This is a genomic window from Streptomyces maremycinicus, from assembly GCF_001184025.1.
Lineage (GTDB): Bacteria > Actinomycetota > Actinomycetes > Streptomycetales > Streptomycetaceae > Streptomyces > Streptomyces maremycinicus.
In genome coordinates this window covers 1-17,565 of the sequence record NZ_BBYG01000032.1, presented here as the reverse complement: position 1 = coordinate 17,565, position 17,565 = coordinate 1, and the positions used below count along the sequence as shown (strand labels likewise).

Here is a 17,565-nt window from a genome sequence, read left to right as displayed (position 1 = left end):
AAGGACGGCGGCATCGCTGGCGGTATGAGGGTGGGGAGGGCGGGGCGATCTGACGAACGCCGAGGGTGATGATCAGTAGAGGATGACTCGCCAGTGCTCGACCCACCGGTTCCAATCGCCACCCGGTCCCCGGAGCAACACGCGGTCGTCCTCCAGGCTCCAGACCGTCCCGTAGAGCGTCGCATCGGGCAGATCCGCCCGGACGGTGTCGTGGACAGCCAAGTCCGTCTCGACCAATCGAGACCAGAAATGGCCGCAGCGGTCGCACGTGTAGCCGACCTCAGCGGGGCCGGCGGATCCGGACGGGGTGCCCAGACGGACTGCTTCGTCGGCACAGCGGGGGCACGGGTCGGCGGTGTGCGGGCCGATCAGACGGGACACCCAGCGATCCTGCGGCACAGCAGCCAAGTACGGCAACCCCGCAGCCGCCGGCACGACGAACAAGGGGAACGTGTGCCGGCAAGGCAATCAGGTTGCCTGGACGACTGGTTGCTCTCACGATGGGCCCCTGGACCGGCTGCCAGCACAGCGCTTGGCGCTACGTGGCGGAGCTACTCCCACCCGAGGAGCTCCCGATGCTCGCTGCTCATGCACTCGTCGATGGGCGAGATTCCCCCGCCCTGCGCGAACTCGCGGGTCTGCCCCGCAGGAGCGACGAGACCGAGATCCGGGAACTGTACGTCCAAGCCCTGCACGAACTCGGCATACCCCTTCCCGACGAGGAGACAGCGGGCCGTCGGCAACTCGTGAACCTCGCGTTCGGTCTCGTGAACGGCGAACTGGGCCCGAAGGACGTGGCCGACCGACTGTCGATTGCGGTCGCAGCGCTTACACCGGAGGAGACAGAGTTCCTCTCCGTCGCGGCGGAGTACAGCAAATGGATGGAACCGGACGAACTCCCTGGATGGGATAACGACCTCAGGACCGCGGCCCACGCGTTGACCGTCTCCACCGATCTCGGATCCGTGAGCGGCGTGATGGGTTGGCGGCGCGACTGATCAACCCTCCCGCAAGGCACCCCGTTCGAGATCCGTTCCCTGACGCTCCCCGGGGCGGATGCAGCCCGGACGGCTCCAGGGGAGAGTCTGTGGACGAGCCGTGGACGGGATGTTGACTCGTTGGCGCAGGTCACCCATGGACTTCAGAGACTGCTGGCTCGCGCGCGACTTCTCGGCGGCCGTGGCGTCGTGTGGCGCTGCAATGCTTAGATCATCGGCATGACGGACTGGTCTCGACTGCACCACGCCTACGGCACGGCGGAAGACGTTCCCGGCCTGCTTGACGCAGTCGGTCCCGGCGCTCAGGACCCCCAGTGGGACGAATTGTGGTCCCGGCTGTGTCATCAGGGCACCGTGTACTCGGCGAGTTATGCGGCCTTGCCCGTGCTGACCGAGATGGCGCGTCGGTGGTCAGCCGCGGACCGGCAGATGCCCCTGTGTCTGGCCGGCTCCATCGTGGCCAGTGCCGATCGGCCGTACGGCGGCGACGATCCCCAAGTCACCTACGCCTCCCAGATATCCGACATGGCGCGCCTCACCGAGGAAGCCCTGCAAGACCCTGGGCTCACCGACGACCCCACGACCTATGTCAACTTGCTGGGCACGCTGCTGAGTTTGCAGGGTGTAGAGGTCTGGGGTGAGCAGCTCGACGGGCTGAACGACGAGGAGTACGAGGTGCCCTGCCCCTCGTGCAGCACGGAGAACTTCATAGTCTTCGGCGAGTACGGCTTCTTCTCGACCACGGACAGCATGTACATGAGAGCCTCCACTTCCGCGGGACAGGTGCCACTGCGGCCCCGGACCTCCGCAACTCTGGAAGGGCTCGGCCAAAGACTTCACTCCCGCGCACTCGCGGACCGCCGGCCGGACATCGCCCGCAAATTGACCTACGTCTTCGGTGACGCGCAATGCGCCGAGTGTGATGTCGTCTTCAGCGTCGAGCAAGCAATCGTCGGCCACTGGAGCTGATGGAACTCTCGCTGCTCGCCACTGCGAGACGCACCGATCAGCGCTGTTCCGGGAACAGTCAAGCCCCGCTAGAACTGCGGCAGCGGCCTGAAATGGGCCTCTCTCGGGTTGGCCCAGGGGTGCGTGCGCAGGCCGAGGTGAAGCGCAGCCAGATCTACGCGATCCTGGACAACTTGTCTGCCAGTGAGAGGAATTTTTCATCCGCATCGCATCGATGTCGGGCGATTCTCGGAGTGTGGGATTGCGGTGCGGAAGAGGTAGCGGGGGAGTGGTCGGGGTCTGTCAGCCACCATCTCCTGGCGCGATCCGACACCGCAGACCAAACAGCGGATTCCGGGATGAAACAACGGGAGAAAACGACCTCTGAGCGACCGGCTCTGGCATAGACACGAGATCCGGCGTGAACTCGGCGGGTGCTACCGGGGAACAGAGAGTGTGACCATATACGTCAGAGACGGAGACCCCGTGACCGGCCCACCGGACGTCGGGCACGACGACCACGAGCACGACCACGACGACTCGTCCGCCATTGCCCAGTCCCTGCGGCGGCCCGAGGTTTTCGCCGTGCTATACAACCGGTACGCCGCCGATGTCCACCGCTACGTCATGCGGAGGCTCGGCGACGCGGCCGCCGACGACCTTACGGCCGACATCTTCCTCGCGGCGTTTCGGGCCCGCTCGCGCTACGACCTGACCCGCACGAACGCCCGGCCCTGGTTCTACGGCATCGCCGCCAACCTGATCAACAAGCAGCGCCGTACCGAGGAGCGCGCCCTGAGGGCGCTGGCCCGCACCGGCCACGACTCGGTCACCGAGTCCTGGGTCGATCACGCGGACGACCGGGTCACGGCGCAGGCCGCCCACCGCCTCCTCGCTGGCGCGCTCGCCTCGCTGTCCGGCGGCGACCGGCACGTACTGCTCCTGGTCGCATGGGCCGACCTCAGCTATCAGGAGGTCGCCGAGGCGCTCGGCATCCCGGTCGGCACCGTCCGTTCCCGACTCAACCGGGCGCGCAGGAAGGTGCGCTCCGCGCTGGGCGACGACCCCACTCACGTGCAGGATTTCGCCCCGGAGGCCGGCCATGGATGAGATGACGACGCTGAAGAACTTCCGGCCGGACGCGCCCGCTGCCGACCGGGCCCGGCTGGCGCCTGGGCGGCAGAGGCTGCTGGACGCCGCCGCCGAACGGAGGCAGCGCCGCCGCTTTTGGCCACGGGCCGACTGGAAGCTCGCCGCGGTGGGCGCTGCCGCCGGGGTGGCGGTGGCGGCGGTGCTGGTGGCGCAGGTGGTGCAGGTGGCGCCGACGACTGACACCCACCAGGTGGAGGCCGAGCACACCACGTCTCCCGAACCCACCGACGGTCAGTGGCTCTACGAGAAGATCCTGACGCGGCAGTCGACGCTCAACTTCCGCGACGACCTCAATCCCGTTCCCGAGAAGGGCGCCCCGGCATACGTCGAGCTCACGCAGGAGACCTGGACGCAGTACGGCAGCGGCAAGAGCCGCCGCATGCTGCCAAGCGGCGCCTTGGATTCGGTGATCGGCGAGGCGAACACCGAATCGCCGAAGAAGCTGCGTCAGGAGGTGGAGAAACTGCCGAGCGAGCCGCAGCAGCTGCTGCGGTCCCTCCGTGAGGTGTCCCGCCTCGGGGGCGATTACCAGCGGATCCAGTACGTGTTCTCCAACACGGACACCATTCCGTCCGAGGTCCGCCTGTCACTCTTCCGTGCGCTCAAAACGATCCCCGGCGTGGTGGTCCGTCCGCAGCTCGTCGAGGACGCGATGGGCAGGCCTGCCCTGGCCGTCCACCCCTCGGACGACAACCCGTTCACCAGGGAGACCCACCGCCGTGAGGAGCTGCTCCTCGATCCCGAGACCTACGAGTACCGGGGTGAACGCACGATGATGCTCGTCGGCGGAATGATCGACTCCAAGGTCACGACAGAGGAAACCCTGATCGTGGTCTCAGCCGTGCAGAGGTTCGCGGCTGCCGTGAACGAGCCGGGCGTGCGTCCCTGAGCTTGTCTTCTCCGACAGCGAGGCCGATAACGGCACCGCCGACCCCGCCGAAGCCCTCGTGCCGGCAGGAACGCGGACCAGTGCGGTATCGGCGCCTGTGACTGAGCGTCGTGGTTGGCCTGTCCGGCTGGCCACGGCGCTCAGCGAGAGGACCTGCCGTCCGGGCGACGAAGTCTTCTTCATCAGGGCTGAGTTGGCGGGTACGGTCTCGCTCCCACGGAGGGTCCAGGCCGATTGGGCAGAGCGCCGGCAATGGCGAGACCGTGACGGCGGCCGGTCTCTTCGAGGGCTTCCCGGTCAGCGCGAGCGGTGCTGGGAGGTGAAACCAGGTCGACGTAGGTCGGTGCGGTATCCGATCATGCGTTCATGCCCCTGAGAGAGACTCTTGTCCGAGTCGACGCAGACCTGGCCGCCGGACGGGTACCCGTCGCGCGCCAGCGCCTGCGCGGTCTCGTCTCGTCCTTCCCGCAGGATCTGACGCTGCGCCGTCGTCTGGCCGAGGTGTACCGGCTCTACGGTGACGCCGCCGAGGCCGGACGCTGGATGTACCTCGAGGAGGACCGGCGCGCCGACGAGACCGCTGCTTTCGAGGCGCGGTACGGGTCTGCCGGGTGGCGGATGAAGGCCCTCGCCTGGCAGGGCCCCGAGGCGCAGGCCGGCACCGCTTTCGCAGAGGGGCAACTGGTCGCGGTGCGGACGGCCCGCGCCGAGGAGTTGGGGCACGCCGTCGACTGGGACGACGCCGCCTCCTGGCGCGACGACCTGGAAGGGCAGTACGAGGCGCCCCACGAGCCGTGGACGGTCGGGGGTGTGCTGGCGGGCGTCGGCTGCCTGGTGGCGGTTCTGGTGTTCCTCGCGATCTGGGTGAACGGGCTCGTTGCCCTCTTCGACTGACGCCAGGACACCGGAGCTTGGGAGGCCTGCCGCTCACGGTTCGACCAGACGGTCCGGTGCTGACATCCGCGGGTACGGATGCGCGAAGGTACTGATGTGGTCCGTGCGGGGCGGCTGTCGAGCCGCCTGCTGGAGCGTCGGGTTGTGCCGGTAGCGGTCGGTCTACCGGCACACGAACTTGACGATGCGCTGCCGCCTCGCCCGGCTCCTCGGGCTGTCCGAGTCGTCGGCGGACGGCACCTTCGACCGTCGCGGCCCGATATTCGCGCTCCCGCCTCGGAAGCGGTTCGCCGAGGACAGGGCGCCGTAGTCATCGTGGACGGCACGCCGGTCCCTGCCGGGGGCCGGGGCGACGGCGGAGCAGTCCCCAGCCTCTGCCGGTACTTGCGGGCCGCCAGGTCGTCATCGACGCCGGTATTCCCCGGGGCGTCGTGACCGGCGGGTCCTTGCCCGGCTGCCGCAACGACGGCCAGGCATGGGCGGATCCGCGTCGGTGTCGAGGGCGCCGGAGCAGCCGTCGGCAGAACTCACGATCGTCGACGGCGGCTGCCCCGGCACCGGGCTCGTCATGCTCACCGCGGTGAACCGCTCTGTTCGAGGCGTCCGGGGCCGTCATGGCTGCTGCCTCGTCCTGGGAGGATCCCGCCCACCGATGTGGGTTTTCCGTTCTCAGTGGCCGGCCGCGTGGGCATCGCGGCGTCGGCGGCGGACTGCCGCGGCATAGGTCGTCAGGCCGCCCAGGACCAGGGCGAGGCTGGCCGCGATGATCAGGTGGGTGGTCGACGACGTGCCTGTGGCCGCGAGGGCGGCGGCTCCGACGACGATTCCGGTGCCGGTGCCGCTGAGGTAGTGCATGTGTTTCTTCCTCTCGGCGACCTGTCGGTCGCATCTGTGGGGTGGGGCGTTGTGTTGCGGTGATGAGAAGGTGCGGGTGCCGCGGTGCCGGTCACTTCCAGGCGGAGACACCGGTGGCGTACGACTTCACCACCGAGGTGACGAACCAGTACGCGCGCACGGCGGAGAAGACCAGGCCCGGCAGCATCGCGACGTCGACCAAGACGCCCTTCCAGCCGAGGTGGCGGGTGCGGAAGGCGGCGTACACGACCCAGAAGGCGACCAGGCACAGCCAGGCCGGATCCAGGACGAAGCCATCGGTGGCGGTCACGCCGGTCCAGGCGGCCAGCCAGCCCAGAGTGTAGAGGAAGCCGGCGAAGCCGAGCACCATGCTGGTGATGGAGAACCACGTGTACTTCGTCCAGCCGCGGCGGCGCAGGGTGTCGACCGTGCCGCGTCCCCACCGCTCTCGCTGGCCGATCAGTTCACGCAGGGTGGGCATGAGATCGGTATAGGCGATGCAGTGCTGGTTGGCCGTGACCTTCCAGCCCGCTTCCTTCAACGCGAGCGTCGTCTCGTAGTCCTCCACGAGGTTGGCGTGATCCTCCCAGAACACCTCGCCGCGCCAGCGCAGTACGCTCAACAGCGCTTCGGTGCGGTAGAAGGAGCCGGCGCCGGACATGCTGTGAATGCCGAAGCGGTAGCGGCCTCGGGCATAGCGGCCGTACTCCATGATCTGCATACCCAGCAGGTAGCGCTGCCAGAGGTTCTTCCACAGGCCCGTGCGGCCGAGGCAGGTCGCGCTGAGTCCGCCCACGCGCCGGTCCGAGGCCATGACGTTGCGCGCCCGTTCCAGGAACTTCGGATGCAGGCTGGTGTCGGCATCCATGACCAGCAGGTACTTCGTGGCGGCTGCGAGGCCGCCGGGCGCCCGGTTCAGCCAGCCGATGCCGTGGTTGAGGGCGCCGGCCTTCTTGTGCGGGTTGTCCGGCAGGTTGAAGACGACGGTGCGCGGTACGCCGGGACGATCGGCGAACTCGCGGGCGAATTCCTCGGTCCGGTCGTCGGAGTTGTTGACCACGATCACGATCAGGTCGGGTGGTGTGCTCTGCGCTGCCAGTGATTCCAGCGCCAGCAGTACGCCGGCCTCCTCGTTGCGGGCGGGGAGGATCACGGCGGTGTCCAGCTGCGTGGCCGCTCCCTGGGTCACCAGCCGTCGCCGGTGGGAGCCGTGCGTGCGTCGGCCTCCGTGTCCGTGGCCGGATCGGCTGCGGTGGCGATTTTCGTCAGCGGACAAGGGACCTGACGACGCCCGCGCCGCTGCGTCCGAGTGTCCAGCGGTGGTCATGTAGTCGGACATGATGTGGTTGTTGCCCCCCGCGGCATGACTGCCGCTTCTTTCCTCGACGGCCCCTCAGGGCCGCCCTCCTGTCTGCTGCCGCCCGGTGCGGTTGGCCCTGGCATGCAGCAGTCACCACCACTGCGACGAGTAGCGGCACGAAGGGCCATTGTTGAGGCGCCGGTTACGGTCCCGGAAGAGTGACAGAGAGGCGCGCAGGAGCTCGTGGGAGGGAAGGGGAGCGAAATAGGGATCGCATGGTGAAGGCGGGGCGCGTGTTGTCTGTGCGCGCCCCTGCGTGACCGGGCAGGGAATGATGTGATCCAGCAGCGCATCCGGACGGCCGGTCGCCTCACTAGCCCCCTGTCGCGAGCCCACAGCGGACGCTGATCACCGTGACGAGCAGGCAAGGGGACTGCCTCGAACTGGGTCGAGGAAACCCGAGGCGAAACCAATTCATCCGCGCGGTGGGCGCGGAGATGGCGTGAGGGCACGCCACTCGTCTTCCAGGATGCTGAACACTTCGGAGTCTCACCAGCCCTCCCGAATCAACGAGCCCGCCGTAGCCCCATGCCCGCGGCGGTGTTCGGGCGCGAGCGCCGGGAGCGCACGCAGGACACCGAGAGGCTCGGAGTCGGAGCGGTCGCTGGTGGCAAGGCGACGACGGCAAAGTCCATGCCTATGGGTGGAGTTGCGTGGCGTTCCCGGCTTTAGGGCTGCCTACCGGCGGGACGTCGTCCAGCTGGCCATGAGGTGGAGTGCGTCCTGCGAGGCCGAACCGGCTACGGCGCTGTACATGAGAAGGGTCTGGCCGGGGTCGGCGACGAGAGGCGTGGACTCGAAGGGCAGGGTGAGGCTGCCGACCAGGGGGTGCTCGATCCGCCGAGTTCCGGTGCTCCTGACGTGGACGTCGTGACGGGCCCAGCGCGATGCGAACTCCGGGCTCCGGGCGGCCAGGTCATCGACCAGTCCGGTGACGGCGCGGTCGCACGGGTTGCTGCCGGTCTCCGCCCGCAGGGCGTTGGCGGTATCGTCCGCGATCGTCTCCCAGTCGCGCCAGAAGGTTCGTGCGGCGGGGTCGGTGAAGACGAACCGGGCCGTGTTGGCGTTCCCGCAGGCGCCGTACATCGGCTGGTACAGGGCCCGTCCCAGAGCATTCGCACCGATGACGTCCATGCGCCCGTCGAGGATCAGGGCGGGCGTGGCCGTCATGGAGTCGAGGATGCGTTGCATGGAGGGACGCGGTTCGGCAGCCCTGGTGACAGAGCGGCACGGCCGTATGCCCCCACCGGAACGGACGAGGTCCAGCAGGTGTGCGTGTTCGCTCTCATCGAGGCGCAGGGCGCGGCTGACGCTGTGCAGGACGTTCTCGGACACCCCGCGGGCGTCTCCGCGTTCGAGGCGGATGTAGTACTCGACGCTGATTCCTGCGAGAGCGGCGACCTCTTCACGGCGCAGACCCTTGACCCGCCGGTTCGCGTTCACGCCGGGCAGGCCCACCTCGCCCGGCGTGAGGCGGGCCCGGCGAGTCGTCAGAAAGTCCCGGACCTGCCTACGCACCTGCGCCTTCGCGTGCACACCGTCTCCCATTTGTCTGATTTTAGGCGAGCGGGAGGATGCGTGGGAGTCACGCCGAGTACCCCCTTCGCAGGCTCTGCCTCATCCGCTCGAACGGTGGTTCCCTCAAGAGCGCGCCGCCCTGCGGGGCCGCACATTCATCACCCTCACCTGCACGTTTGGAGAGAACCTTGAGTACATCCCAGATGCTCATCGGCTCTGGATTCGATGAGACGTCGACCACCGCGGACGTCCTTGCCGGCCTTGATCTGACCGGTCGCACTGCCCTGGTCACCGGGGGTTACTCCGGTGTCGGCCTGGCTACCACGCGGGCACTGGCAGGTGCGGGCGCCCGTGTGATCGTGCCCGCGCGACGTCCTGGCAGTGCGCGCGCGGCTCTCGCCGGACTGGACGACGTCGAGGTCGATGAGCTCGACCTCGCCGACCTGGACAGCGTCGCGTCCTTCGCTGACCGCTACCTTGCCACCGGTCGCAGCCTGGACTTCGTGATCGGCTCCGCCGGCATCATGGCGCCGCCGCTCGAGCGAGTGGGCCGGGGCTGGGAATCGCAGTTCGCCGTCAACCACCTGGGCCACTTCGCCCTGGTCAACCGCCTGTGGCCCGCGCTCGCCGACGGCAGGGGAGCCCGCGTGGTAGCGGTCTCTTCCCGTGGGCACCGCTTCACCGGCATCCGCTGGGAGGACCCGCACTTCGAGTCCGAGCCGTACGACAAGTGGGTCGCCTACGGTCAGGCCAAGACGGCAAACGCCCTGTTCGCACTGCACCTCGACGCTCTGGGACAGGGCGCGGGCGTCCGCGCGTTCTCGGTCCACCCCGGCGTCATCGACACCAACCTGCAGCGCCACCTTCCCCTGGAAGAGCAGATCGCCATGGGGTGGACGAACGAGGACGGCACCCCCAAGGACCCGGACATGTACAAGTCGCCGGAGCAGGGTGCTGCCACCTCCGTATGGGCGGCCACCTCACCCCGACTCGCCGACCGAGGAGGCGTCTACCTCGAGGACTGCGACGTCGCCGAGATCGCCGGCGACCCGTTCAACATGGCCACAGGAGGCGTTGCCCGGCACGCAGCCGACGAGCACGAAGCCGCACGCTTGTGGGACTTGTCGGCTCGACTGACCGGTGTCAGCGCCATCTGACAGCCTGAGGTCGACACGGCACCAACGGCAGGACGTCTCCGACACCGACCAGTGCACGTGGCGCTCCACCAGACCCCGATGACCATCCAGCCGAGAATTGGTTCGGCACGCCACGGGGCTCGTCCTTGGCGCCCTTGCTGGAGCGCCGCTGGGGCACGTCGGCCGGGACCGGGACGGTCACAGGATGCGACCCCGGCGAACCTGTATGAGCCTGAAAGCATGACGGATCCACTCGTACCCCCTGAGGAGACTCCGCCGGCCGAGGGCTCGACAGCCGAGGCTCACGAGGAACGCGCCGATGGCGGCATGTGGGAGCATCCCAGAATCTGGGTGTGGCTGATCCTTGCCGGCGCTGTGATCGTCGCGGGCTTCTACATCGCCCGCGTCATTTCGCTGTAAGCGCGGGCCGGTGCACGTTGTGCGCCGCGCACCAGCTTTCCTCTTTTTGTGCTGGGCTGGTGCGGTCGGGGTCCGCAGTGAATGACAGTCGTGCGCGGGGGCGCGCCACCACTCGCCCGACAGGACAGCAGTGCCCCTGGGGGTGGCTGCTCGCCTGAGCCGGCAGGGCCGCCTCCTGGGTGTTATGGGTCCAGGAGATCCATGACGGTAGCGGCGGCCCCCGCCGGCCGGCAGAGATGCTGCCACGTCCGTCCGACGCACGCATCGGACCGGGATCCACCGCTGGCACTGTGTTCGCCGGCGTGCGCCTCCCATGCCGACTCCTCGTAGACCACCGCGGCGGAGACGGTCCTCGCCCGGCGGTTCGGGGCGGCAAGGTCCGCTCCGGTCCAGCGGACCTGGAGGTGGTGGCGGTACGGGCGCCGTACACGAAGCGGGAGACCGGGGCGCGCGGCGCCGTACCTGGCCGGGATCGGATGTGGGGGCGGGTGCGCTGCCGGCACGTTCGTTTCTGGGGCTGGGGCTGGGGCTGGGGCTGGGGCGGGCTGGGGTATGGCTGTGCAACATCGTTGCGAAGTAAGCGAGTTGAGTGCTGGCGTCCAGGGTGTGGCGTCAGCGGTCGGAGGCCCCGGGGAGGTCGACTACCAGAGAGTCGGAGCCGTCGAGAGCCGCCGGGACCGCTTGCGCTGCGCCTTCTCCCGCGGCGAGGGCGCGTTCGATGTGTCCGGCGTAATCGGTTGCTGTCTCGGTGGACGCCCAGTGCAGCCGTCCGCCGAGCGCCGGCCGCTGGTAGAGCGGGTGTCCGAAGAGCGAGTGGTCGGCGAGGTGCTGAACGCCGGCCGGGGAGGTCCAGTGCTCCGCGCTCCAGTCCTGGATGTGCAGGCGGTCGGGGGTGGCCGCGGCTGGGTCGAACAGCTGGGCGAGCTGGTCGGTGACAGCCTGCTCGAAGTCGGGGCGGAGGGTCCGGGCATGGGCGAATCCGAAGAGTGCGGCAGGCCGGCCGCCGGGGCTGGACATGTCGTGGATCTCCTGGAGGGGGCCGGTCCTGCTGAGGGCCGCACCGGCCAGCCCGGTCTCCCGCCAGAAGGGCGTCGGGCAGTGGGCTACGACCTTGGCTGCGGCCCCCCTCCACACGGGGGTGGCCCGGGCCAGATGTACGAGGTCGGGGGGCAGTGCGCCGGCGAAGTCGATGCGCTCGATCGCCAAAGCGATGCTCGAACCCACCGTTTCGCCCGGTGACCTGCCCCAGGCAGAGATCCGTCTGCTGGAGGCGGCACGTGAGGTCGCTCCCAGGGCAGTGAATCCCGTGTCCCGCTTCCACGTCGGAGCAGCCGTCCAGGCCAGTGACGGGGACCCTTACACAGGGACGTTCTTCGAGTCGTCCTCGTTTCCCCTCGGCGTGTGCGCCGAGGCCGCAGCGCTGTCCGCTGCCGTTACCGCCGGAGTCCGTGACTTCGACGCGATCGCAGTGGTCGGCGGCGATCCGAAGAGCCTGGCACCGGACCGGCCCATCACCCCGTGCGGCGGATGCCGCCAGCGCGTCTACGACATCACCGGGGCGCGCCCCACCGGGACGTGGCCGTGCTCTGTGCGGACCTGACGCTGACGAGGATCTACCGCGTGGGCATCCGCGCTCTGCTGCCCCTGCCCTTCATCGCGCAGGATTCGCCGCTCTTGACGTGACGACTACCGCCGCGCTCAAGTCGTACGGACTCTTGCAGTGTCCCGACCACGTCGGGCTCGGGCTGTGGCAGTTCACCCGCGCGAAGCGCCTCGAACTCATCCCGGTCCTGACGTGGCCGGCGGCCTGCCTGGCGGCTGTATCGCTTGGGGTGGTGCCTTACGGGTGTTGTCTTACGGGTGGTGTTCAGGGGAATGTCTGGCGGGGGATGCGGCCCAGCACGGTGCGGAATCTTTCGCGTCCTGCGGTGACGCTTGCGCCCCACAGGTTTGCGGTGTCGCTGCTGAGTGAGAGGTGCTGGAGGCGTTGTTCCTCGGCGAGATGGCCGGCGCCCGCGACATTTTGGTCCAGCATGCCCATCGCGGTGAGTGCCGCGTGGCCGCAGGAGGCCGCGTCGTCAGCGTTTCGCGAGTGGTGGGCGGCCATGGCGTGCCGCAGGGTAAGGACGGCGAAGTAGGCGTAGGTGTCGGCGACGTCGGTGATCGTCTCTTCCCGGTCCGGCTGGAGTTCGGGGAACTGTTCGAGCAGGTGTACGCGCTCGGCGGCGTCGGCGAGTGGCCGGTCGGTATGCCAGAGGTCGCTCACGGACTGGGCGTAGAAGTCGAGGTCGGCTTCCCGCCCCGGGACTTCTGCTCGCAGGCCTATGAACAGTGGCGCCATGCGTTCGGCGCAGGCGGCGGCGTACAGGCAGATCACCTCGCCGCTCCCGTCGTGCAGCGCCTGCGCGACGGCCTTCTCCACGAGCTTTGCCACGTCCCACCCTCCCGTTCGAACCGAACCGACAGGGTATATAGCGGTCCGGGGACCGGAGGTGGCGGGTGGAGACCCTGAGGTGTCCGTGGAGGGTGCGGGCGGTCCGGTCGGCTCTCGTAGGTCCGGGTGGTGGGTGTCTGGGGTAGGCGGTGGGCTGGTGGTTACCAGATGAGGCACCAGTAGGTGCCGTAGGTGCCGATGCCGATCCGGCCGGTGTGGGGGATGAGGGCGGGGTCGGGGTTGCCGTGGGCCGACAGGGTGCATGCGGGGTCGCCGACTGTTCCCGCGGCGGCCATGCGCTGGGCGGCGGCCCGGGCAGCGGCGGATGTGTACCAGGTGGTGGTGGGGGCCGTGCTGGGTTCGGCTGTGGGTGGCGGCGTGGGTGCCATGGGTGCGGGCGGCACTGACGGCGGTGCGGACGTGGTCGGTACCGAGGTCCGTGCGGACGAGGTCGGCTTCACCGTAGGCGCCGTAGGCGCCGCGGTTGCCGTGGTTGCTGTCGTTGTGGGTCGTGGCGGTGTGGTTGAGGTGTGTGGTGGCTGGGCTGGGTGTGCGGGTGTTTCGGGCCGTGCTGGTGCGGGTGGTTTCGTCGGCAGGGTCGGGGGCCGGATGGGTGAAGGGGTGCGTGCCGCGGTCGTGTGGTCGGTGGGGTGTGAGGGGTGTCCGGGTGTCGTGGTGGCGGGGGCTGGGGTGTTTGTGAGGGTGGGGCGCGTGGTGCTGGAGGTTTCCGGCTTGGCCGTTTGGGAGGGTGAGGGGTGGGGTGTGGGCAGGGCGAGGGCGCTCGAGACGGACGGCGTGGGCCGGGGGCTGCCGCCGTCCGATGTGGTCAGTGCCCAGACGCCCAGGCCGCCCGCTGCCAGGAGAGCTGCTCCCGCTGCGATCCACGGCGTCCTGCGTGGGGGACGTCGGTGGCGGCTCATGCATTCCACTGTCGGCCAGCCGGCAGGCGTTCTCAAGCGGAGGGGCCGCTGCCCTCGGCCGCCCGGAGTGCCTTCCCGGGCGGCCGGGGAGTCTACCCCGGGGCGGTCTGGCGGGCTTTCGCCGGGCGGGTTGTGCGGGACACTGGACGGCCGCGGGGCATCCGGGCCGCAGCCCGCGTATCCATTCCTCGGCGAAGTAGCGGGTCATGCGCTGGTGCCCGCCGGGCAGACAGTGCGGGGCGCCGGCGTCGCCGGTGGTATGCCGGACAGCACGACGCCGGCGATCAGGGTGAAGGTGTCGAGGTCCTCGGGATGCAGATGGGGGCAGGACACTCCGTCGACATGCATCGCTTTGACCGGCTGCTCGGCGCTGTCGGGTAAGCGGATCTGGATCTGGGCCGAGGTGACGGGGGCGGGGTACAGGAGCTGGGTGACGAGTTCGCGCAGCCCGCTGTCGTGGAACAGGCCGAGCAGGTCCGGATGGCCGCCCAGGTCGGGGGCGAAGGTCTGGTTGGTATACGCGATCAGCCGGGCGGGGTCGTAGTGCTCGCGCATCCAGGCGTCGACGAGATGGGCGGCGGGCCGCAGGAGTTCGTCGGGGATCATCCCGCGGCGTGACAGGACGCGCTTGTTGCCCTGTTCGGTCAGCAGGGCGCGGGCCCGCTCCTCGTCGGCTTCCTCGAGCATGCCGGGGTCTCGTTCGACGACGTCGATCTCGGCGAAGGCGGTGTGCAGGGCGGCGGGCACGTGGCCCGTTCCCGAACCGAGGTCGAGGAGGACTGGGTGCTGCTTACCTGCGACCGTCTGGCTGACCTGGCGGTCGGCAGCCACAGGGATGCCGGGCCGGTAGGTGGCGTAGTAGGGGGCGGTCTCAGCGAACTCGCTCCTGCTGTTCTCCATGTATTGGGGCAGGACAAGCACGAGCGCATCACGACCGCCGCCCGCGAACTGTTCGCCGAACACGGCGTCAGCGGGATCACGACACAGCAGATCACCCACCGGGCCGACGTCGCGAACGGCACTCTTATGTATGGGTCGGGGAGCGGGGGAGCGGCGTGGCCGCATCGCGGGTCAGGCGGTCCGGCGGGCGGGCGCCGCTGACGGGCGGCCGACGAGGCCGCCGTCCTCGGCACCGAGGGCGTCCTGGGCCCGTAACGCGCCTTCCCGGTGCGCATGCCGGCCGCGAGCACCCGCCGGCAGCAGCAGGCCCCCGCCACCACCGAAGACACCCCTCCGGCGTGAGCCGCAGCCCTGTCTCCGCCCCCGTGCGAGCCGCCCCGGCCGCCACCGAAGCACCCCCGCGAGCCGCAGCCCCGCCCCCTCCGAAGCCCCGAGCCGCAGTGCCGTCCTGTCCGGCCATGCCCGCAGGTCCGCCCCGTCCCGTTCGGCCGCGCCCGGAGCCCCGGGACCGGTCGGTCCGGGGCTCCGGTCCCGCTCCACCTGCCCGCAGCCGACCCGGCCCGGGGCGGCCGGCGTCAGGCGACGCTCAGGACGATCTTCCCGGTGGTGCGGCCCTGCTCGCCGATCTCGTGCGCCTTCGCGGCCTCGGCCAGCGGGACGACGGCCTCGACCACGGGCGTGAGCGCGCCCCGCTCGGCCAGGGCGGCGATCTCGCGCAGACCCAGGTGGTCGGGCTCGACCAGCATCCACACCGCCCGCACGTGGCCGGGGACGTCGGCGGGGACGTCGTCGGGGCCGGGCAGGGTGATCAACCGGCCGCCCGGGCGCAGCACCGTCAGGGACCGCTCGGCGTTCTGGCCACCGAGCCCGTCCAGCACCACGTCCACGTCCCCGACGGCGTCCTCGAAGCGGACCGTGCGGTAGTCGATCACCTCGTCCGCGCCCAACTGCCGCAGCAGGTCGTGCTTGCCGGCGCTGGCCGTGCCGATGACGTACGCGCCGCGGGCCTTGGCGATCTGCACAGCCAGGTGGCCGACCCCGCCGGCCGCCGCGTGCACCAGCACCCGCTCACCGGCGCGCACCCCGGCGGTGTCCACCAGGGCCTGCCAGGCGGTCAGCGCGGCCAGCGGCAGCGCCGCCGCCTGCACGTGGGTGAGGTTCGCCGGCTTGGGTGCGAGGTGGCGGGCCGGGGCTACGACGTACTCGGCGTAGGCGCCGGCCTGCCGCGGGAACAGCGGCATGCCGTACACCTCGTCCCCGGGGCGGAACATCCCCACGCCCGGTCCGACGGCCTCCACGGTGCCGGAGACGTCCCAGCCGACCGCCGGGACCTCGCCCCACTCGATCAGGGCCCCGCTGGCCCGGGTCTTGAAGTCCACCGGGTTCACCCCGGCCGCGTGGACCCGCACCAGGACCTCGTTCAGTCCCGGCTCGGGCCGGGCGACCTCACGCTCCACGAGCACCTCCGGTCCGCCCCACTGCTCCACGACCACCGCACGCATGCTGTCCGCCTCACTCTTTTCCGTCTTGATCGGATACCGGCCGCCCGGGCCCTTCCCGGCGCGACGCGGTCCACGATCCGGCACCCGCCCCCACCATGGTGTTGGCCGTCTGGCCACTATGTGACAGGATCTGGCCATGAGTGAGATGCAGTGGCCGTGCACCGACCCCCGCCCCGCCCCGAGCGCCGACGCGGCCGGGCGGCACCGCATCGCCGTCCTCGCCCTGCCCGGCGTCCCGCCCTTCGAACTCGGCATCCCCTCCCGCGTCTTCGGCAGCGTTCTGGACGCCGGCTCACGCCCGCTGTACGAGGTCACCGTCTGCACCGCCGACGGCGCCCCGGTCCTCAGCGACGCCGGGTTCACTGTGCAGCCCGCGGCCGGTCCCGAGGCCCTGGCCGCCGCGGACACCGTGATCGTCCCGCCCACGCACGCCATGCCCGAGCTGGGCCGCGGCGGCCCGCTGCCGCCCGAGGTCACCGCGGCCATCGCCGGCATCCGGCCCGGCACCCGCATGGTGTCCATCTGCACCGGCTCCTACGTCCTGGCCGCCGCGGGCCTCCTCGACGGCCGACCCGCCACCACCCACTGGAACCTCGCCCCCGAGTTCCGCCGCGCCTACCCCCGCGTCAAGGTCGACGAGGAGGTCCTCTTCGTCGACGACGGCGACGTCCTGACCTCCGCGGGCGTCGCAGCCGGCGTCGACCTGTGCCTGCACATGATCCGCCGCGACCACGGCGCCGCCGCCGCCAACCGCGCCGCCCGCATGTGCGTCGTCCCGCCCTGGCGGGACGGCGGCCAGGCCCAGTACATCGACCGGCCGGTGCCCGAACCCACCGTCGCCACCACCACCACCGCCACCCGCGCCTGGGCCCTGGAACACCTCGGCGAACCCCTCTCCCTGAACCGTCTGGCCGAACACGCCCGGATGAGCCTGCGCTCCTTCACCCGCCGCTTCCGCGACGAGGTCGGCATGACCCCCGTGCAGTGGCTCACCGCGCAACGCCTGGAACTGGCCAAGCAGTTGTTGGAGACCACCGACCTGTCCATCGACCTGGTCGCCCACCGCTGTGGCTTCGGTTCCGCCAACTCCCTGCGCGCCCACATGCGCACCGCTTTCGGTGTCTCACCCGCCGCCTACCGCCGCACCTTCCATACCGACGACCTGGTGGAGGCGGGCGTCTGAGGACACATCAGCGTCGCACGTACCCGTTCCGCGGGCTGGCCGGGATCCGCCTGATCATCCGCTGCCGGTGCCCCCTCCGGCGGAGGCCAGCAGCATCATCGCCCGCCGGTACCGCACCGAACTCGTGCTGCCCGGCGCGCGATCTGCTGCCAGCTTCTGCCTCTCGTGGTCGGTCAGTCTGCGTACACGGACGGGCTCGGCCACCGCGCCTCCAGCGGTCGGATCGGATGTCACCGCACATGCAACCGCCACGACCACCGACCCGGCGAACCTAGTCCGTGGTCAAGGGCGTCCCGATGGAGCGGAAGCAGAGTGGGTGGTTGGGTCGGGGGGCCTTGAGCCGGTTGATCGTCCGCTCGACTTCGTTACGCCGTTTGCAGATCTCGCTTGCGCGAAAGCCGGAGCCCGCGTGAACCGGCCGCGAGGGCAAGGTCCGGGCTGCCGCGGCTCCCCTCT

Annotated in this window: 19 protein-coding genes and 1 pseudogene; 10 read left to right on the top strand and 10 right to left on the bottom strand. The window is 69.9% G+C overall.

Translation table 11 applies throughout. The annotated features are described in order from the left end of the window. Positions 1 to 72 precede the first annotated feature (72 nt). Positions 73 to 381, bottom strand: coding sequence for a hypothetical protein (locus AOQ37_RS37925; protein ID WP_062651749.1), 309 nt, complete (start codon positions 379 to 381; stop codon positions 73 to 75). A 194-nt stretch (positions 382 to 575) separates the two neighbouring features. Here AOQ37_RS37925 and AOQ37_RS40710 point away from each other — a divergent pair, with 194 nt between their 5' ends. The 5 genes from AOQ37_RS40710 (at position 576) to AOQ37_RS37895 (ending at position 4,881) form a co-directional block, all read left to right on the top strand. Beyond that, positions 576 to 998, top strand: a complete 423-nt coding sequence (locus AOQ37_RS40710; protein ID WP_159401448.1) for a hypothetical protein — start codon at positions 576 to 578, stop codon at positions 996 to 998. Between the two features lie 219 nt (positions 999 to 1,217). Then, positions 1,218 to 1,967: a hypothetical protein gene (locus AOQ37_RS37910; protein WP_062651742.1), complete on the top strand. Its 750-nt coding sequence runs from the start codon at positions 1,218 to 1,220 to the stop codon at positions 1,965 to 1,967. Between the two features lie 465 nt (positions 1,968 to 2,432). Next, a complete protein-coding gene (locus AOQ37_RS37905; protein ID WP_062651740.1) occupies positions 2,433 to 3,056 on the top strand; it encodes an RNA polymerase sigma factor in 624 nt (207 codons plus the stop codon). Continuing rightward, positions 3,049 to 3,987, top strand: coding sequence for a CU044_5270 family protein (locus tag AOQ37_RS37900; RefSeq protein WP_159401447.1), 939 nt, complete (start codon positions 3,049 to 3,051; stop codon positions 3,985 to 3,987). Before AOQ37_RS37905 ends, AOQ37_RS37900 begins: the two co-directional genes overlap by 8 nt. Positions 3,988 to 4,353: 366 nt before the next feature. Then, positions 4,354 to 4,881, top strand: a complete 528-nt coding sequence (locus AOQ37_RS37895) for a DUF6584 family protein (protein ID WP_062651736.1) — start codon at positions 4,354 to 4,356, stop codon at positions 4,879 to 4,881. Positions 4,882 to 5,550: 669 nt separating this feature from the next. Here AOQ37_RS37895 and AOQ37_RS37890 read toward each other — a convergent pair. From AOQ37_RS37890 to AOQ37_RS37880, 3 genes are all read right to left on the bottom strand, one after another. Continuing rightward, entirely contained in the window at positions 5,551 to 5,736 is a 186-nt protein-coding gene (locus tag AOQ37_RS37890; protein ID WP_062651734.1) for a hypothetical protein, read from the bottom strand. Between the two features lie 91 nt (positions 5,737 to 5,827). Then, entirely contained in the window at positions 5,828 to 6,925 is a 1,098-nt protein-coding gene (locus AOQ37_RS37885) for a glycosyltransferase family 2 protein (RefSeq protein ID WP_062651732.1), read from the bottom strand. A gap of 849 nt (positions 6,926 to 7,774) precedes the next feature. Then, positions 7,775 to 8,644, bottom strand: a complete 870-nt coding sequence (locus AOQ37_RS37880; protein ID WP_062651730.1) for a helix-turn-helix domain-containing protein — start codon at positions 8,642 to 8,644, stop codon at positions 7,775 to 7,777. A gap of 158 nt (positions 8,645 to 8,802) precedes the next feature. Here AOQ37_RS37880 and AOQ37_RS37875 point away from each other — a divergent pair, with 158 nt between their 5' ends. Continuing rightward, on the top strand, positions 8,803 to 9,771 hold the full coding sequence (locus tag AOQ37_RS37875) for an SDR family NAD(P)-dependent oxidoreductase (protein WP_062651728.1): 969 nt from the start codon (positions 8,803 to 8,805) through the stop codon (positions 9,769 to 9,771). Between the two features lie 219 nt (positions 9,772 to 9,990). After that, positions 9,991 to 10,170, top strand: coding sequence for a DUF6480 family protein (locus AOQ37_RS37870; RefSeq protein WP_062651727.1), 180 nt, complete (start codon positions 9,991 to 9,993; stop codon positions 10,168 to 10,170). A gap of 612 nt (positions 10,171 to 10,782) precedes the next feature. On the opposite strand, the gene AOQ37_RS37865 is transcribed toward AOQ37_RS37870, so the two are convergent. Beyond that, positions 10,783 to 11,376, bottom strand: coding sequence for an FAD-dependent oxidoreductase (locus AOQ37_RS37865; protein WP_234437156.1), 594 nt, complete (start codon positions 11,374 to 11,376; stop codon positions 10,783 to 10,785). Between AOQ37_RS37865 and AOQ37_RS41725 the strand changes: the two genes are divergently transcribed. Next, entirely contained in the window at positions 11,360 to 11,770 is a 411-nt protein-coding gene (locus tag AOQ37_RS41725; protein WP_078890596.1) for a cytidine deaminase, read from the top strand. The two genes, AOQ37_RS37865 and AOQ37_RS41725, sit on opposite strands and share 17 nt — an antisense overlap. Positions 11,771 to 12,037: 267 nt before the next feature. Here AOQ37_RS41725 and AOQ37_RS37855 read toward each other — a convergent pair whose 3' ends face one another. From AOQ37_RS37855 to AOQ37_RS37850, 3 genes are all read right to left on the bottom strand, one after another. Continuing rightward, positions 12,038 to 12,604, bottom strand: a complete 567-nt coding sequence (locus AOQ37_RS37855) for a hypothetical protein (protein WP_234437155.1) — start codon at positions 12,602 to 12,604, stop codon at positions 12,038 to 12,040. Between the two features lie 161 nt (positions 12,605 to 12,765). Beyond that, positions 12,766 to 12,993 (bottom strand): hypothetical protein, encoded by a 228-nt coding sequence (locus AOQ37_RS40705; RefSeq protein WP_159401446.1) that lies wholly within the window; start codon positions 12,991 to 12,993, stop codon positions 12,766 to 12,768. A gap of 735 nt (positions 12,994 to 13,728) precedes the next feature. Beyond that, positions 13,729 to 14,424, bottom strand: a complete 696-nt coding sequence (locus AOQ37_RS37850) for a class I SAM-dependent methyltransferase (protein WP_078890589.1) — start codon at positions 14,422 to 14,424, stop codon at positions 13,729 to 13,731. On the opposite strand from AOQ37_RS37850, the gene AOQ37_RS41935 reads away from it, so the two are divergent. After that, positions 14,308 to 14,625: a TetR/AcrR family transcriptional regulator gene (locus AOQ37_RS41935; protein ID WP_267888033.1), complete on the top strand. Its 318-nt coding sequence runs from the start codon at positions 14,308 to 14,310 to the stop codon at positions 14,623 to 14,625. The genes AOQ37_RS37850 and AOQ37_RS41935 overlap by 117 nt on opposite strands. A 374-nt stretch (positions 14,626 to 14,999) precedes the next feature. Here the strand turns inward: AOQ37_RS41935 and AOQ37_RS37845 are convergent, their stop codons facing one another. Further along, on the bottom strand, positions 15,000 to 15,926 hold the full coding sequence (locus AOQ37_RS37845; protein WP_062651721.1) for an NADP-dependent oxidoreductase: 927 nt from the start codon (positions 15,924 to 15,926) through the stop codon (positions 15,000 to 15,002). A 145-nt stretch (positions 15,927 to 16,071) separates the two neighbouring features. Here AOQ37_RS37845 and AOQ37_RS37840 point away from each other — a divergent pair, with 145 nt between their 5' ends. Then, positions 16,072 to 17,109, top strand: coding sequence for a GlxA family transcriptional regulator (locus AOQ37_RS37840; protein ID WP_062651783.1), 1,038 nt, complete (start codon positions 16,072 to 16,074; stop codon positions 17,107 to 17,109). 72 nt (positions 17,110 to 17,181) lie between these two features. On the opposite strand, the pseudogene AOQ37_RS39460 reads toward AOQ37_RS37840, so the two are convergent. Continuing rightward, positions 17,182 to 17,313 (bottom strand): annotated as a pseudogene (locus tag AOQ37_RS39460) (IS630 family transposase); the annotation flags it as partial. Positions 17,314 to 17,565 lie beyond the last annotated feature (252 nt).

Coding starts and splice junctions, on each gene's coding strand:
- AOQ37_RS40710 (WP_159401448.1), top strand. CDS start 576: ATGCTCGCTGCTCATGCACTCGTCGATGGGCGAGATTCCCCCGCCCTG.
- AOQ37_RS37890 (WP_062651734.1), bottom strand. CDS start 5,736: ATGCACTACCTCAGCGGCACCGGCACCGGAATCGTCGTCGGAGCCGCC.
- AOQ37_RS37900 (WP_159401447.1), top strand. CDS start 3,049: ATGGATGAGATGACGACGCTGAAGAACTTCCGGCCGGACGCGCCCGCT.
- AOQ37_RS37910 (WP_062651742.1), top strand. CDS start 1,218: ATGACGGACTGGTCTCGACTGCACCACGCCTACGGCACGGCGGAAGAC.
- AOQ37_RS37895 (WP_062651736.1), top strand. CDS start 4,354: ATGCCCCTGAGAGAGACTCTTGTCCGAGTCGACGCAGACCTGGCCGCC.
- AOQ37_RS37880 (WP_062651730.1), bottom strand. CDS start 8,644: ATGGGAGACGGTGTGCACGCGAAGGCGCAGGTGCGTAGGCAGGTCCGG.
- AOQ37_RS37840 (WP_062651783.1), top strand. CDS start 16,072: ATGCAGTGGCCGTGCACCGACCCCCGCCCCGCCCCGAGCGCCGACGCG.
- AOQ37_RS37845 (WP_062651721.1), bottom strand. CDS start 15,926: ATGCGTGCGGTGGTCGTGGAGCAGTGGGGCGGACCGGAGGTGCTCGTG.
- AOQ37_RS41725 (WP_078890596.1), top strand. CDS start 11,360: ATGCGCTCGATCGCCAAAGCGATGCTCGAACCCACCGTTTCGCCCGGT.
- AOQ37_RS40705 (WP_159401446.1), bottom strand. CDS start 12,993: ATGGCACCCACGCCGCCACCCACAGCCGAACCCAGCACGGCCCCCACC.
- AOQ37_RS37870 (WP_062651727.1), top strand. CDS start 9,991: ATGACGGATCCACTCGTACCCCCTGAGGAGACTCCGCCGGCCGAGGGC.
- AOQ37_RS37850 (WP_078890589.1), bottom strand. CDS start 14,424: ATGGAGAACAGCAGGAGCGAGTTCGCTGAGACCGCCCCCTACTACGCC.